11 protein-coding genes are annotated in these 15,762 nt (G+C 52.7%); 4 read left to right on the forward strand and 7 right to left on the reverse strand.

The features are described from left to right. Positions 1 to 59 precede the first annotated feature (59 nt). Positions 60 to 1,142 carry an RluA family pseudouridine synthase gene (locus JQN73_RS03535; protein ID WP_370551302.1) on the reverse strand — a complete coding sequence of 361 codons (1,083 nt, stop codon included), beginning with the start codon at positions 1,140 to 1,142 and terminating at the stop codon, positions 60 to 62. 671 nt (positions 1,143 to 1,813) lie between these two features. Here JQN73_RS03535 and JQN73_RS03540 point away from each other — a divergent pair. The 4 genes from JQN73_RS03540 to glp all read left to right on the forward strand — a co-directional run bounded on the left by JQN73_RS03540 (position 1,814) and on the right by glp (position 8,776). Next, positions 1,814 to 5,038 (forward strand): Rne/Rng family ribonuclease, encoded by a 3,225-nt coding sequence (locus JQN73_RS03540; protein WP_205321787.1) that lies wholly within the window; start codon positions 1,814 to 1,816, stop codon positions 5,036 to 5,038. A gap of 434 nt (positions 5,039 to 5,472) precedes the next feature. Then, complete coding sequence (gene moaA, locus JQN73_RS03545) at positions 5,473 to 6,579, forward strand: GTP 3',8-cyclase MoaA (RefSeq protein ID WP_205321788.1); 1,107 nt, start codon at positions 5,473 to 5,475, stop codon at positions 6,577 to 6,579. A 122-nt stretch (positions 6,580 to 6,701) separates the two neighbouring features. After that, positions 6,702 to 7,397: a molybdenum cofactor guanylyltransferase MobA gene (gene mobA, locus JQN73_RS03550; protein ID WP_205321789.1), complete on the forward strand. Its 696-nt coding sequence runs from the start codon at positions 6,702 to 6,704 to the stop codon at positions 7,395 to 7,397. Next, positions 7,394 to 8,776 carry a gephyrin-like molybdotransferase Glp gene (glp, locus tag JQN73_RS03555; RefSeq protein ID WP_205321790.1) on the forward strand — a complete coding sequence of 461 codons (1,383 nt, stop codon included), beginning with the start codon at positions 7,394 to 7,396 and terminating at the stop codon, positions 8,774 to 8,776. The genes mobA and glp overlap by 4 nt, the downstream gene beginning before the upstream one ends. A 186-nt stretch (positions 8,777 to 8,962) precedes the next feature. On the opposite strand, the gene JQN73_RS03560 is transcribed toward glp, so the two are convergent. From JQN73_RS03560 to aroC, 6 genes are all read right to left on the reverse strand, one after another. Then, positions 8,963 to 10,453: a DNA recombination protein RmuC gene (locus tag JQN73_RS03560; RefSeq protein WP_205321791.1), complete on the reverse strand. Its 1,491-nt coding sequence runs from the start codon at positions 10,451 to 10,453 to the stop codon at positions 8,963 to 8,965. A gap of 62 nt (positions 10,454 to 10,515) precedes the next feature. Further along, positions 10,516 to 10,950 (reverse strand): group II truncated hemoglobin, encoded by a 435-nt coding sequence (locus JQN73_RS03565; RefSeq protein ID WP_205321792.1) that lies wholly within the window; start codon positions 10,948 to 10,950, stop codon positions 10,516 to 10,518. A gap of 64 nt (positions 10,951 to 11,014) precedes the next feature. Next, complete coding sequence (locus tag JQN73_RS03570; protein ID WP_205321793.1) at positions 11,015 to 13,516, reverse strand: ABC transporter permease; 2,502 nt, start codon at positions 13,514 to 13,516, stop codon at positions 11,015 to 11,017. Next, positions 13,513 to 14,088: a DUF4126 domain-containing protein gene (locus JQN73_RS03575; protein WP_205323158.1), complete on the reverse strand. Its 576-nt coding sequence runs from the start codon at positions 14,086 to 14,088 to the stop codon at positions 13,513 to 13,515. Before JQN73_RS03575 ends, JQN73_RS03570 begins: the two co-directional genes overlap by 4 nt. A gap of 225 nt (positions 14,089 to 14,313) precedes the next feature. Continuing rightward, entirely contained in the window at positions 14,314 to 14,505 is a 192-nt protein-coding gene (locus JQN73_RS03580; RefSeq protein ID WP_205321794.1) for a hypothetical protein, read from the reverse strand. A 164-nt stretch (positions 14,506 to 14,669) separates the two neighbouring features. Beyond that, positions 14,670 to 15,761 (reverse strand): chorismate synthase, encoded by a 1,092-nt coding sequence (gene aroC, locus JQN73_RS03585; protein WP_205321795.1) that lies wholly within the window; start codon positions 15,759 to 15,761, stop codon positions 14,670 to 14,672. Position 15,762: the final 1 nt, after the last annotated feature.

Below are 15,762 nucleotides of genomic sequence, written 5' to 3' on the forward strand. Positions count from 1 at the left end.
AAAAAAATTCAGTCATGAACGAGGACAACCTAAGCCGCCCTTTAGCCCATAACCCTATTTTAATCGTCCGCGGCTTCTGCTGCCGTATTTGTTTGAGGCAAGCTTTTTAGAAACCGCTCGCATTCAGGCGGCAGCGCGGCTTTCAACGTCACCGGTTTACCACTCTCGGGATGCGTGAAGGTAATTTGATAGGCATGCAAAAACATGCGTTTAAAGGCAACTCTTTCCCCATCAGCCTTTTGCAAAGCGCGATTTAACGAAAAATCCCCGTATTTATCATCTCCCGCGATCGCAAAGCCGCTAGCCGCAAGGTGCACCCTAATCTGATGCGTGCGCCCGGTCTTTAATTCGGCTTCAAGCAAAGCGAAATCGCCGTATCTGCGGATCAGACTAAATACTGTGTGCGAGGCCTGGCCACCTTCCTGGACCCGTACCCGACGCTCACCATCCGCCGCGGTATATTTATGCAATGGCAACTTTACATGCTGACGCGCATTTTTCCAGTCCCCGTGAACCAGCACCAGATAACGCTTATCCGTATCGCCATCGCGCATTTGTTCATGCAGATTAGTTAATGCAGAACGCTTTTTTGCCAACAATAGAACGCCCGAAGTATCGCGATCCAGACGATGCACCAGTTCCAAAAACTTCGCATCCGGCCGCGAAGCCCGCAATTGCTCAATCACACCATAGCTGACACCGGAACCACCGTGCACGGCAACGCCTGCGGGCTTGTCAATAACGAGCAGATGACTATCTTCTAACAAAATCTTGAACTCGGCACCTGGCGCTGTCTTTTCTGCTCTTTCGGCAATCCGAATCGGCGGCACTCTGAGAATATCGCCGTCGAGTAATCGATACGTTTGATCTATGCGGCCTTTATTAACCCGGACCTCGCCCGAACGCAATACGCGATAGATATGACTTTTTGGCACGCCTTTGCAAATGCGTAATAAAAAATTATCAATTCTCTGCCCTGCTTCTTCGTCCGTAATAGTGATTAATTGCACTTGAGGAGCGACTTCCGGGGGTGCGGCAACTTCTGCGACTTTGGTTACCCTAGGTAATTTGGTTAATTTGGCTGTCTCTTGCATCTTGCCTAGAAGAACAGTTTTGTGCTTGGTGGCGGCTGGGGTCCGCACCTGTGACTTGCCCTGAGTTCGCCCATCTCGGCGGCCCTCAGCCCTTACGCCAGAAAATCTCGCTAAGTCCTTCATTTTGAATATATAATTGTTTCACAGTGGTTACAAACCGCTGTTGGTGTAAGAATAAAAAGACCATTCTACACAGGGGCGTCTCCACCAGCCTCGCCAATTTGCAAATTTGATGGAAAAATGTGTACGCATCAGCCCTGCGCGAGTCAAGGTCGCACCGTAGTTGTCATCGGATAACGCGCACGGATGTTGGACAGTATGTTCGGATGAATAGGATAAGTCTGATGAGAAAATCACACGTTTCAGATTGTTGAAATGTTAGTGGTTAGCTCATTGGTAGATGCAGTAAACGTAACGCCGGTTTTTGCTGAACGATAGTTTTTTTACTTACCAAGACGCTCGCCCCCAGATTTCATGCTCGCAAGATATCATTGCGCTAAGCACGACGCTGATTCGATGCACGCTGGTTAGTTCAGCAAGCGGCGCTATTGCATTAGCGCCCCGTTGTGCCTCGCCATCGTTGCACTGGCACACTAAGGCAATTCCCTCCCCCCGAACACTCGTTCCTCGCGTACATCCCTGTATTCTGCTGCTGGAATCAATGCTTATTTGCATGATTAGGTGGCATTAAAATGGCCTCAGGGTCACGGAGTGAAAAAATGAAACGCATGTTGTTTAATGCTACGCAGCAAGAAGAATTGCGCGTAGCGATCGTTGACGGGCAAAAACTCATCGACATCGATATCGAAACCACCGGACGCGAACAACGCAAGTCCAATATCTACAAAGGTGTGATTACCCGTATCGAGCCGTCGTTGGAAGCCTGCTTCGTTAATTACGGAGAAGAACGCCACGGCTTCCTGCCGTTTAAAGAAGTTGCCCGCACCTACTTTAAAGAAGGCGTCGATGTCCGCAGCGCGTCAATTAAAGAAGCGTTGCGTGAAGGCCAGGAAATCATGGTCCAGGTCGAGAAGGAAGAGCGCGGCAATAAAGGCGCCGCCCTTACCTCTTTCGTATCATTGGCTGGTCGTTACCTGGTATTGATGCCTAACAACCCTCGCGGTGGTGGTGTTTCCCGCCGTGTGGAAGGTGAAGATCGCCAGGAATTGCGCGAAACGATGGACAAACTGGATTTGCCTTCAGGCATGTCCGTAATTGCCCGCACAGCCGGTATCGGCCGCAATGTTGACGAATTGCAATGGGATTTGAACTACCTGATGCAATTATGGCGCGCTATCGAAGGCGCTGGCACCCAAGGTAACGGCGCTTTCCTGATTTATCAGGAATCATCGCTGGTTATCCGTGCTATTCGCGATTATTTCCAACCTGATATCGGCGAAATTCTGATCGATACCGACGAAATTCACGAGCAAGCACAACAATTCATGGCGCACGTGATGCCGGATATGGTGCACCGGGTTAAGCGTTATCACGACGATGTTCCGTTGTTCTCGCGTTTTCAGATCGAACATCAGATTGAAACTGCCTATTCCCGCACGGTTCCACTACCGTCCGGTGGCGCGATCGTCATCGATCATACCGAAGCACTGGTTTCGGTCGACGTTAACTCCGCACGGGCAACCCGCGGCAGCGACATCGAAACAACCGCGTTTAATACCAATTGCGAAGCCGCTGAAGAAGTTGCCCGCCAATTGCGTTTGCGCGATTTGGGTGGTCTGATCGTCATCGACTTCATTGACATGGAGAACGCGAAGAATCAACGCGAAGTTGAAACTCGCCTGAAAGACGCGCTGCGTTATGACCGTGCACGTGTACAAATGGGCAAGATTTCCCGCTTTGGCCTGATGGAGTTGTCGCGTCAGCGTCTCCGTCCGTCACTGTCCGAAGGAAGTCATGTAACTTGCCCACGCTGTAACGGCACCGGGCACATCCGCGACATCGAATCTTCCGCCTTGCAAGTCCTGCGTATCATTCAGGAAGAAGCAATGAAGGAAAATTCCGCCGCGATTCATGTCCAGGCACCGGTAGATGTCGCCGGATTCCTGCTAAACGAAAAGCGTGGCGAGATCCTGAAGATCGAAACCCGCCATCGTGTCGCCGTGATCCTCATTCCAAACAAGCATCTGGAAACGCCGCATTACAAGCTTGAGCGTTTGAAACATGACGATCCACGCCTTGAAGAGACCCAAGCCAGTTACGCCATGGCAGAACAAGCTGATACCGACATCGGTTACAGCAAGCGCCAAAAAGAAGAAGGCAAACCGCGTCAGGAAGCGGTGGTCAAAGGCATCACGCCAGACCAACCTGCACCTATCGTGGAGCGTAAGCCAATAGCTGTAGCACCTGTTGTCGCCACCGCGGCTGCGGCTGGCGAAGGTTTGCTTGCAAAGATCATGGCATTCTTCTTCAAAAAGCCAGCGTCGACAGAAGTAGCCATTGCGCCTGTCGCAACGGCAGCCAAGCCTTCCCGCGAACGCGGCAATGATCGCAATGGTCGTGGTCAGCGTGGTCGCAATCGCGGCGGTCGCAATCGTGACCGTGACGAAGAAGGCACAGAAACGCGCGAAGAAAATGCTAACAGTGCGAAAAAACCGGTAGTAGCAGAAGTGGTTGTCGCAGCTAATTCAGAAAGTAAAACGCAACAGCGACAACCGCGCCCACCGCGTGAACCAAAAGAAGCGCGTGAGCCACGTGAGCCCCGGGAACCAAACGAAGGCCGTCAACGCGGCGAACGGACACCACGTCCGCCACGCGAAGACCGCAAAGAAGTTGCCATCGAAGTCAAGAAAGAGGAGCTGCCTCTTAACGTTGCATTGGTGGAAGCGTCGTTGGCACCTGTCGGCGTTACGCCAGAGCAAGCTAATGATACCGAATCGCTGGACGCAGGCGCACCTCGAGTGGACGGCGAAGCGGGCGAAGGCGAAGAACCGCGTCGTCGTCGTCGTCGTGGCGGTCGTAATCGTAACCGTCGTGATCGCGATAGTACGGAGAGCGGCGTTGAAGGTAGCGAAAGCACACCAGACGGATGGGCCGATTTGGTCGAGAGCGCAGAACATGCGCCGGTCAGCCATAACGCTCCATCGGCACTTGCTTCGGAGACTCTCGTTGCCGTTGCGCCGATCCATCTGCCTGCGACTGAAAGCGTTGCCCCAATCGCGGTAATCGACACTCCCGCCGCTTTGGTGGCGGCGCCAGCGGTTTTCGTACCCTCAATAGAAACAGCAGAAACAGCAAAAACGGTAGAAACGACTGTGTTGTCAGCGGCTATTGCCGCCCCCGCTGCTCCTCAGCAAGTTGTTGCCCTTCAGGAAGAAGCAAAGTCATCTGAACAGCTAACTGAAGTAGCGACCGCGGCGACTCATGTCGAGCCAGTGGAAGCACTGGCAAAGGTTACACCGACTGTCCAAGCGGCTATCCAAGCGCCAGAAATTGCTGCAGTGACGGAAAAACCAGCGTTAGCTGAAGCCACTTTCGCTGAGGCAAAGGTTGCTGAAACCAAGATTGCTGAAATCGAGGTCCCTGAAATCGTCAAGGAAACTCAGGTGATCGACGTTCCCGTGGCAGTTGAAGCCGCACCTGCGAATGGTGGTGTTATTGAAGCGCCGCATGTGATGGTACATGCGGTCAATACGGCCCAAGTCGTAACTACACCGGATGCAGTGCACCACGCACCCGTAACTGCAGTAGAAACGACAGCGCCGATAGCGATATCAGCGGCCTCTTCTTCAAGCGATGACTTGCAAAGCGCTTTGGATTCCGCTGGCCTGACCTTGGCCGGAACCGATCCAGCCAAACTACTTGCGGCACAAGAAGCGGCGTCGAAAATTGTGGTTGCGCCACGTACTCCACGTGAACGGAAACCGCGGCCAGTAATGACTGACGAGCCATTGGTGCAGATCGAAACTGAAACGAATCGGCAGTAACGGTTCACCATGCCACTTAATGAGTGGGACGGGTAGGAAAAGTAAAACCGAAGTTAGGAAAGCGGCTCCGTTGGCCGCTTCCTGACTGGAAAATTTTTTCTTACCGGCAGGAAAAAAAGGGAGTTTTTAACTCTCTTTTTTAACGTCAAAAATTTCGCCTGCAAAACCAATAATTGGCTAACGTGGTATCTTCCTTACCGTATGTTGCTACCGTATGCCGTTATCGTATTATCGTCGCACTTTTTTAGACGATAATAGACTTCATGCGAACTTCACATTTCGCTATGATTCGCATTCAGGTGCTAGGCTAATCCCGTAGATAAATCGCAAGGCCCGAGTTCTCTTGATGCCGGTATGCTGTTTGCAGGACGTAACTGAACAATCATAAAAAAAAATTAATTCGACAAGACATTTAGAAATTTCAGATAGACAATATGACTAAAAAAGTCATTCCACTGATTGATCATCGGCTGCTCGCACCTGTGTTTCCGACCACACTGGAATCCCCCACCGGACTTATCACGGATGCATCAGGCCGACCATTACACGATCTGAGGATTTCAGTCACGGATCGCTGCAACTTTCGTTGCGTCTATTGCATGCCACGCGCAGTGTTTGACAAAAATTACGCATTTCTGCCGCATACGGCTTTGTTATCGTTTGAAGAAATAACACGTCTGGCGAAAATTTTTGTGGCCCACGGCGTGAAGAAAATTCGATTGACTGGCGGCGAGCCGCTTTTGCGCAAACATATCGAAAAGCTCATAGAGCAGCTGAGCGCCTTGAGAACCCCGGACGGACAAGATATTGATTTGACATTAACTACCAACGGTTCCTTGTTGGCAAAAAAGGCGCAATCGCTAAAAGATGCAGGCTTAAATCGCGTGACCGTCTCTCTGGATGCCATAGACGAAAATATCTTTAAACAGATGAACGATGCCGACTTCCCGGTGGCGGACGTGCTGCACGGCCTTGATGTGGCTCATCAGGTAGGTTTGGGCCCAATCAAGGTCAACATGGTGGTTAAGCGCGGCGTCAACGATCAGGAAATACTGCCGATGGCGCGCTACTTCAAGACATCGCCATTTATTTTGCGTTTCATCGAATATATGGATGTTGGTGCATCCAATGGTTGGAAAATGGACGAGGTTGTTCCGTCATCCGAAGTGGTCCAGCGCATCCGGAATGTCTTTCCGATGTCGCCTTTGATGGCAAATTATGCAGGAGAAACCGCACAACGCTGGCATTACGATGACGGCGGTGAGATCGGTTTGATTTCCAGTGTCACGCAAGCCTTTTGCAGCGATTGCAGTCGCGCTCGGCTTTCAACCGAGGGCAAGTTATACACCTGCCTGTTTGCCAGCGAAGGCCATGATTTACGCGCCCTCTTACGCGGTAATGGCAGCGATGCGGAAATCTCGACCATCGTCGGACAATTATGGCGCGTGCGCGATGATCGCTACTCCGAGTTGCGAACGCTCAACACAGATGGCTTGACGCCAACCAGAAAAAAAGTCGAAATGTCTTATATCGGGGGATGATTATTTTTCGCTCATGGCCGGCTATTTCGTGCACTCGACCCTATACCTGACAGCGCTTTTTGAACAAAAAAATTAAACTGCGAATACATTATCCTTAAATTGTCCACCATCCTCACTCCCTTATGCATACCAATCAAATCACAGGTTTGATCCTCGCCGGTGGACGAGGAAGCCGTATGGGTGGAACCGATAAAGGTTTGCAGGCGCTCAATGGTGTCGCCATGGTGGTCCACGTAATGGCAATATTAGCGCCGCAAGTAGGGTCGCTGATGATCAATGCGAATCGCAATCTGGACGCCTACAGGTCCTTCGGCGTACCGGTCTGGGCGGATGCAAACGATGCGTTTGCTGGGCCATTGGCGGGCCTGCAGGCAGGACTAAAACATTGCCCAACTCCCTTTTTGGTCACAGCGCCGTGCGATTCGCCATTCTTGCCGCACGACCTGGTGGTAAAGTTGGCTGCTGCATTAGAAAGCGCTGAGGCGGATATCGCTGTGGCAGCCATAGCTGTGGCAGCCATCGCTGTGGCAGCCATCGCTGTGGCAGACTCCGCTGTGGCGGCAACAGCCAACACTGCCTTAAATGGTAACGAAACGGCCGCAACCGGGACCATTCAAACGCAGCCGGTTTTTATGTTGCTGAGAACCACGCTCATTGCAGATTTAACGACATATTTAAACGAAGGCGGCCGCAAAATGGAGACTTGGTATAAGCGACACCATTACACAGAAGTCCTGTTTCCCGATGCGCTGGCATTTCGCAATATCAATACGCCCGATGAATTACGTGAAGCAGATAACCCAGATCACAACCAATGACCAAGTATTCCAATTCGGCGGTTCAGTTCCCGTCAAGCACATCGCCATCGTCCCTGAGCGCTGCGATCAGTTGCGTTTCGGATTACGATTCCGACGCCCTGCCAGTAAGTCATGCGCAGGCGATTATCCGCCATTGCATTACCCCAATTCATGCAATAGAAAAGGTCGCCATCCGCAGCGCGCTGGATCGCGTGTTGGCAATCGATATTATTTCACCAATCAACGTTCCTGCCTACGATAATTCAGCAATGGACGGGTACGCATTTCATAGTGAAAGCTTAGTCACCGAAGGCGATACGACGCTCGACGTCATCGGCACGTCGCATGCCGGACGCGCCTTTGAAGGACCCGTTGGGTCAGGCCAGGCGATACGGATCATGACCGGAGCACCGATGCCTTCCGGCCTTGATACGGTGATTCCGCAAGAGTTCGTCAGCGCCTTCGACGGCAACCCGGCGGAATCGAATAGTCCGAACATTCCCCCCCTCCCGACTCGCTCCACCCCGTTTATCACCATCGCTTCAGGCGCAGTAAAAGCTGGCGCAAATCGCCGTCTGGCCGGCGAGGATTTGCAAACCGGCGCCATCGCACTAAAAAAAGGGCGAATTTTGCGCCCTGCGGATCTGGGACTATTAGCCTCGTTGGGGTTCGCCGAAGTTCCGGTGCAACGGCGGTTACGCGTCGCTTTTTTTTCTACAGGCGACGAATTGCGCTCCGTGGGCGAAGTGCTTGATTCCGGCTGTGTGTATGACTCGAATCGCTACACGCTATACGGCATGTTGCAGCGACTCGGCTGCGAAATCATCGACCTGGGCGTGGTTGCTGACGACCCTGTCGCGCTGGAAATCGCATTTAAAAGTGCGGCCGAAAATGCCGATGCCATTATCACTTCCGGCGGCGTATCTGTCGGGGATGCTGACCATACCCGGCGGATGATGGCGCAATTAGGCGAAGTAGCATTTTGGAAGCTCGGCATGCGCCCCGGACGTCCTCTCGCGTTTGGGACAATTAACAGCTCCGGCAAGCCAGCCGTATTCTTTGGACTTCCCGGTAATCCGGTAGCCGTCATGGTGTCGTTTTATTTCTTTGCGCGTGACGCACTTTTACACATGATGGGGGCGCAGTCGGCACCTCTTCCCCTCATGCAAGTAAGCTCTGCAGCGATCATTCGGAAGAAGCCTGGACGCACCGAGTATCAACGCGGCATTCTGGTGCGTCAGGATAATGGCGCATGGTCAGTTCGACCAACCGGGGCGCAAGGTTCAGGCATCCTGCGCTCAATGACTGAAGCCAATTGCATGATCGTTCTGGCGCACGAACAAACAGACGTTGCAATAGGCGATCAAGTTGAGGTGATTCTGTTTGATGGTCTGATTTAAACAGAATTTGCACGAATCCGCCGCTGCAGGATTATGCTTTCTAGTCACCTTCTTGTCACCACCGCCACCTGATAAGCGTAAGTTCTACTTAGGCAGGGTCGGCAAGCTCGCTGTCAGGCCTATTTTGTCCAGGCCCGGTGAAGATGATCTCCGCGCCATGTTTATTAAAAAGCAGATTAATGCATATCAAAGCAAATCGCGTTGACTTTCTTCATCCTGCAATTGCTCCGCTGCCTTACCCAGCACCAATTGCGCTGCCTCGCTCGGTAACGCTTCGACTGACTTTAACTTACGTGCCATTTGTCGACTACGAACCTCAGCCTGATCAATATTTTTTGCAGCCCGCTCCAGCGTTAACTTGGTCGCTGCCAGAACATCCCCAAACTTGGTAAATTCAGTTTTTACCGCGCCCAGCACCTGCCAGACTTCCGACGAACGTTTCTCCAGCGCCAGTGTTCTGAAACCCATTTGCAAGCTATTTAATAGTGCGGATAAAGTCGATGGACCAGCGATGCTAATCCGATGGAGACGCTGCAAATCATCGGCCAGACCAGGACGTCTCATGACTTCCGCGTACAAACCTTCGGTCGGCAAAAAGAGAATCGCAAAATCGGTAGTAAGCGGCGGGGACAAATATTTTTCCGCGATCGTTTTCGCTTCGCCGCGCACCACCCGCTCCAACTCGCGACCTGCCAAGGCAACTCCGTCGGCATCCGCCCGATCGGCAGCTTCCGACAGTCGTTCGTATTGCTCTTTCGGAAACTTCGCGTCGATTGGCATCCACACCGGGGTATTGCCGTCATCGTTACCGGGCAACTTAATCGCAAACTCTACCCGCTCTCCGGTTCCGGGCACGGTCTCAACGTTTTTCGCATATTGCTCCGGGGTTAAGACTTGCTCCAGCAACATTTCAAGTTGCACCTCGCCCCAGGTTCCACGCGTTTTAACGTTAGTCAGCACCCGCTTCAAATCGCCGACGCCAATCGCCAACTGCTGCATCTCGCCTAAACCTTGATGGACTTTTTCCAGCCGGTCGGAGACGATCTGAAACGATTCGCCCAAGCGCTTTTCTAGCGTTGCGTGGAGTTTTTCATCCACCGTTTTACGCATTTCTTCAAGGCGCAAACCGTTGTCATTCTGCAGGTCCTTGATTTTTGCCTCTAGCGTTGTCCGAATTTCCGTCATCCGTTGCGCGTTTGACTCGGTCAGCGTTGCCAAGGTCTGATTGAGGGTATCGCCAAACCGCTGTAAAGAAAGTGCCTGCTCTTCACGACTGGTCTGCGCCTGTTGATTCATTGCCAGGCGCATGCTGTCGAGTTGCTGGGCATTGGTTTCGTTGAGGCGCACGAGTTGTTGGGCAAAGGCATCGATCTGACTATTTTGCAGCGTCGCGACGCTCGTCATCTGGGCCAGCACAGTCTGTTGCAATTGCCCAAAACTCGCACCGATTTCCTGGCGTGTACTCTGCCCGCTACTCTGTACCTGATCGCGCAATTCGCGTTCATTCCGCTCCGCGATATCTTGCTGGCGCCGCAACAGATCGTCTTTTAGCTGCGTCCATAGTGTCTGCTGCACGTCACCCTTTTCAGCGCGTCCGTTACGCCACAGACCAATCACTTGGAGTACGATAATGATGGCGGCAATAATTAGCAAAACAAATAACTCGGTTAACGTCATGATGTCAGATCAAAAAAAGGGGTTGCATCGGCAACCCAGTAAAATAAAATAGTGCGAGCGGTCTAGACTGGCGTATCGACCTTATCGGCTTTATTCCGCATCCAGTCAGCAGTATCGAAGAAGGACAGCATCAAGCGTTCCTGCAGTTTCTCTTCCAATCCGACATCCTGCATCGCCAGCGCCATGCAGCGCAACCACTGATCCCGCTCCGGCGTAGAAATCGCATACGGCAGGTGCCGCGCCCGTAAGCGTGGATGGCCAAACCGCTCAACAAACAAATCCGGCCCTCCGCTCCAGCCGGACAAAAACCAATAAAACTTGTCTCGCGACCCATCTAGAGAAGTCGGATGCAATACCCGCACATTGGAAAACGCAGGCTCCAGGTCCATCAAGTCGTAAAACCGATCGACCAATTCCCGCAAACGCCCAGCGCCACCAATCAATTCAAAGATAGACGGCGGCGTCAGTTCAGGAGAAGAATTATTTTCAATATTCATAGACCCGAATAATAACGCAACCCAAGCGCCAGTTGCAGCAGCATTTCAAGTTGCGACTCACCATTCAAGCCTCCCGCAACGTCTCCAATGGCGGTCGAGACAAAACCCCTCTCAACCCAATCCACCCACCCACAAACGTACAAAGTGCCCCAACCACCATCCCGGCAATCCAAATCAATGGACTAAATGCCCAGGTAAAGCTAAACACATAGTGCGCTAATGCCCAGCCTATAGCCGCCGCGCCGGTCGCCGCCAACAACCCTGCCAAACTCCCGATCAACGCAAATTCAATCCATTGGGCATGCGACAACTGTGTGCGCGTGGCACCCAAAGCCCGTAACAACCCCGCTTCACGCGTGCGCTCCCCTTGCGAACTTAACAGCGCCGCATACAATACCAGCCCACCGGAGGCCAGCGTAAACAAGAACAAAAACTCTACAGCCGCCACCACTTGATCGACCACATCCTGCAATTGTTGAATAATGATGCCGATATCAACCACCGTCAAATTGGGAAAATCACGCGTCAACTGGTTTCCAAGGTTGCTCTGCGAGGGCGGCAAACGGAAGGCGGTGATCCAGGTCTGTGGCGTATTGACCATTGCCTTCGGGTTTAATATAACAAAGAAATTGACCTGCATGGAGCCCCATTCCAGCTTACGCAAACTGGTGATCGGCGCGGTCACTGTCTGACCGGCAATATCAAAAGTTAGTTTGTCACCTAGTTTCAGATGCAAGGTTTTTGCTAATCCCTCCTCCACAGACGCTTCCGGCTGATCATCCTTATACCAACTTCCCGCGACGATTTCATTTTTCGGCGGCACGCCGACCATCGTGGACAAATTGAATTCGCGTTCGACCAATCGCTTTGCACGATCTTCCTGATACGTGTCGGATTTAATCAAGTTTCCGTTAATTGCAGTTAAGCGGCCACGAATCATTGGATATAGGTTCGGTTGCGCAATACCTGCCGCCACCAGTCGTCGATTGATATCGGACAATTGCTCGGGCTGAATATTAATCACAAAGCGATTGGGTGCGTCGGCCGGGGTCGACTGACGCCACGCGCCGATCAAATCGCCCCGTATTACGGTCAACAATAGCAACGCCATCAGGCCGAGGGCGAGTGCCACGATTTGCACGATCGTCGCGCCGGGCCGGCGCTGCAATCCGGTTAAGGCAAAGCGCCAGCTTGGATGTTTGAAAGCACCGCGCGCGTACCGCAGCGATTTCAATGACAACCAGGAAATCAGGGCAAAGACCGCAAAGCACCCCAAAAAACCCAGCGCAGTCAACAGACCAAGTTTGACATCGCCCGCTTGCCACAACAACAAACCGATGAAAGTGAGCGTTCCCAGCCCATAGGTAGCAACTACGGCTACCTGGGGAGCGTCTTGTTCGCGCCGTATGACGCGGTTATGCGGCACGTTGCGTAACTGTAGAATCGGGGGGAGAGCAAACCCTATCAATAACAGCAACCCTGTTACGATTCCTTGCAAACCTGGAATAAAACCAGGTGCGGGCAAATCGTGCGAGACAAATTTACCTAACGTTTCAAGTAATACGAAATGTGCACCAAATCCGATCAGGGCACCGACGATGCTTCCCACCAGACCGATCAAGAAGAATTCATATACATACAGTTGGGTTACCTGATTTTGGGTCAGGCCCAAACAACGCAACATTGCGCAGGCGTCCAGATGACGCAACATGAAACGCCGGGCCGCCATTGCCACCGCCACCGCGGCCAACATGGCAGACAAAAGACCTACCAATGATAAAAATTGCTGCGCCCGATCCAGGGTTGCCCGCATCTCGGGGCGCCCGGTTGCCAGCGACTCTATCCGCACGCCTTTAACGTTATCCCGTGCGATCTCGGCTTCGGCCCAGTCCTGAAATTCCTGAATCTGGGGCGCAGCACCGGCCAGCAGTAAGCGGTAAGTCACGCGAGAGCCGTCCTGCACCAGATGGGTGGACGCCAAATCAGCCATCGAGAGCATCACACGCGGTGAAAAATTGACAAAGCCGCTGCCCCGGTCAGGTTCAATCGATAGGATGCGGGCAATTTTGAAGGTTCGATCACCCAGCTTAAGAGGTGCGCCTACGTTGATATTCAATGCGCTCAGGATATTCGGATCGACCCAGACCGTCCCTGTAGCGGGAACCGAACGCGTGACCTGATCAATACCACCGGGTTTATCGGTAACACTTAGATGACCGCGTAGGGGATAACTTGGGGAGACGGCTTTTAGCGATGCTAGCTGGGAACGGGAATCATCGCCCTCGCCAGATAGGGCCATGCTAGGAAAAACCACCGTATCGGCGATTGTTAAACCGCGCCGTCGGGCCTCTTCGCGCCAATTCGGATTCACCGGCTGGTCCGCGCCAATCAATAGGTCAGCACCCAGTAGCTGGTGTGCGTCGCGGGCTAACCCGGCGCGCATCCGGTCGACGAAAAATCCGACTGAGGACAACGCCGCCACCGCGACAATTAACGCTATTAATAAGAACCGTAATTCACCCGCGCGCCAATCGCGCCGCGTCATGCGCAGAGACTGCAAAATCATGTACTAAGCCTTTGAAAAACCCAGCGGAGACTACGCCACAGCTTGGGCAACAACCAGATTGCAACAGTGAAGAATACCAGTAAAAATCCGAACAAAACCCAAGGGTGATAAAACGCCGCCCATAAAGCACCCAATACGGTGACATCCTCAGAAAATGATGCCGCCCAGTTACTTAAAGGTTCAGGTGATGTATTGATCATCGCGCGACTGCCCGCTTTGGTCGCATGGGCGCTGGCGGCGAAAGTGCCACCGACTAACGCCGCAGCGGTCGTCACCGCCGGGTCCATGTGTCCCATAGCAGCAGCACTCAGCACAGCGCCGGCAGGTATCCTTATAAACGTCTGGATAGCATCCCAAATTGAGTCCAGTCCAGGAATTTTATCGGCCAAAAACTCCACCAGGGTCAGCACTCCGGTGAGGCCCAGAATCCAGGGAGATTGCAATACGTCAAGCGTATGCGGAAGGGTAATCCAGCCAAAATGCCCGAATAGGCCAGCGACGAATAAAGCCATATAAAGGCGAATACCGCTCGCCCAAGAGAGGCCAGCAGCCATTGCAGCAGTCGAAAGTATATCCACCGTATCGTCTCCTCACTGAAATTGGATTCGCCCTGATCAAATCGATCTGACGGCCAATGGCATCAGTTGATTGAGAGAAAAAAAACGCTCTGCCCCTTATTTATACGATATGCCATCGTGGAACGGTCGGCAAGCGTTGCGTGAGCGCCTTACGAACTCTGGCCCATTAAGTCACAATCGGACATCATCCGCGCAACATCAACCAGGACACCAGCACGATTAAAGCCAGGCTGAAACATACAAGCGACGTTCGGGAAGATGATGCGCCAACGCTAGGCCGGACGAAACGCTCACTACGCCACCGATGGCAAGCGGAATCCCGACCAGCCAATTGACATGCCCCGCATAGGCGAACGTGCATAAGCCACCACCGTGCCTGGCAGTACCAGCGCCACCCGCCACCATGCCCAATAACAGATCGCCACCGAATAATAAGCTTTCGACCTTATTTTAGTGCCCATTAGCAATAAGTGCGCCGGACTCCGAAGCAACTACACCGATGAAGGGGTGCATTTCGCCACCGTTATTCCCGCTGCCAGTTCGCCGATATCGACCACCGTCCCCGCTACAAAATATTATTCAGGATTGACTAAACGCGGTACTTTGACGTCACCGCATTGGGCGCGGTCCCGTAGCGCATGGTCCATTAGCACCAGCGCCAGCATTGCCTCGGCGATGGGCGTAGCCCGAATTCCAACGCAAGGGTCATGCCGACCGAACGTTTCCACGGTCGTAGGCTCGCCCTGCTTATTAATCGACTGACGCGGCGTGCGGATGCTGGATGTCGGCTTGATCGCAATGGTCACGGTGATATCCTGGCCGGTCGAAATTCCGCCCAAAATACCCCCCGCATTATTGGATAAAAATCCCTGAGGCGTGATCTCATCCCCATGCACCGAGCCTTTTTGAACAATGGATGCAAATCCAGCACCAATTTCGACTGCTTTAACAGCATTGATACCCATCATTGCGTACGCAATATCGGCATCAAGTCGGTCATATAAAGGCTCGCCTAAACCGATGGGAACGTTGGAAGCGACCACGTTGATGCGCGCCCCACACGAGTCGCCGTCCTTACGTAGTGCGTCCATATACGCCTCAAGCGCATCGATCTGACTAACATTCGGCGCAAAAAAGGGATTTTGGGGAACAAATTCCAAAGACTCAAAATCAATCGGAATCTCGCCCAATTGACTCATGTAGCCTTTAATAACGGTGCCGTATTGCTGAAATAACCATTTTTTAGCAATCGCCGCCGCCGCGACCGACGGCGCCGTAAGACGCGCTGAAGAACGTCCACCACCACGCGGATCGCGGATGCCGTATTTTTGCCAATATGTGTAATCAGCGTGACCGGGCCGGAAGGTTTCAACAATGTTGCCGTAGTCCTTACTACGCTGATCCTGATTGCGAATCATCAACATGATCGGAGTGCCGGTGGTTTTGCCTTCATAGACGCCCGACAGAATTTCAACCGTGTCAGGCTCCTGGCGTTGGGTAACGTGCCTGGAAGTTCCCGGCTTGCGTCGATCCAGATCGATTTGCAGGTCTGCTTCACATAAATCCAGACCGGGAGGGCATCCATCCACGACGCAGCCGATCGCCGGGCCATGGGATTCGCCAAAATTGGTAACGGTAAATAGCGAGCCAAAGGTATTGCCGGGCATG

It is taken from the genome of Glaciimonas sp. PAMC28666 (assembly GCF_016917355.1).
GTDB lineage: Bacteria > Pseudomonadota > Gammaproteobacteria > Burkholderiales > Burkholderiaceae_D > Glaciimonas.

Bases quoted from the DNA above. Each gene is read 5' to 3' on its own strand.
- JQN73_RS03540 (WP_205321787.1), top strand. From the start codon at position 1,814: ATGAAACGCATGTTGTTTAATGCTACGCAGCAAGAAGAATTGCGCGTA.
- moaA (WP_205321788.1), top strand. From the start codon at position 5,473: ATGACTAAAAAAGTCATTCCACTGATTGATCATCGGCTGCTCGCACCT.
- mobA (WP_205321789.1), top strand. From the start codon at position 6,702: ATGCATACCAATCAAATCACAGGTTTGATCCTCGCCGGTGGACGAGGA.
- glp (WP_205321790.1), top strand. From the start codon at position 7,394: ATGACCAAGTATTCCAATTCGGCGGTTCAGTTCCCGTCAAGCACATCG.
- JQN73_RS03560 (WP_205321791.1), bottom strand. From the start codon at position 10,453: ATGACGTTAACCGAGTTATTTGTTTTGCTAATTATTGCCGCCATCATT.
- JQN73_RS03565 (WP_205321792.1), bottom strand. From the start codon at position 10,950: ATGAATATTGAAAATAATTCTTCTCCTGAACTGACGCCGCCGTCTATC.
- JQN73_RS03570 (WP_205321793.1), bottom strand. From the start codon at position 13,516: ATGATTTTGCAGTCTCTGCGCATGACGCGGCGCGATTGGCGCGCGGGT.
- aroC (WP_205321795.1), bottom strand. From the start codon at position 15,761: ATGCCCGGCAATACCTTTGGCTCGCTATTTACCGTTACCAATTTTGGC.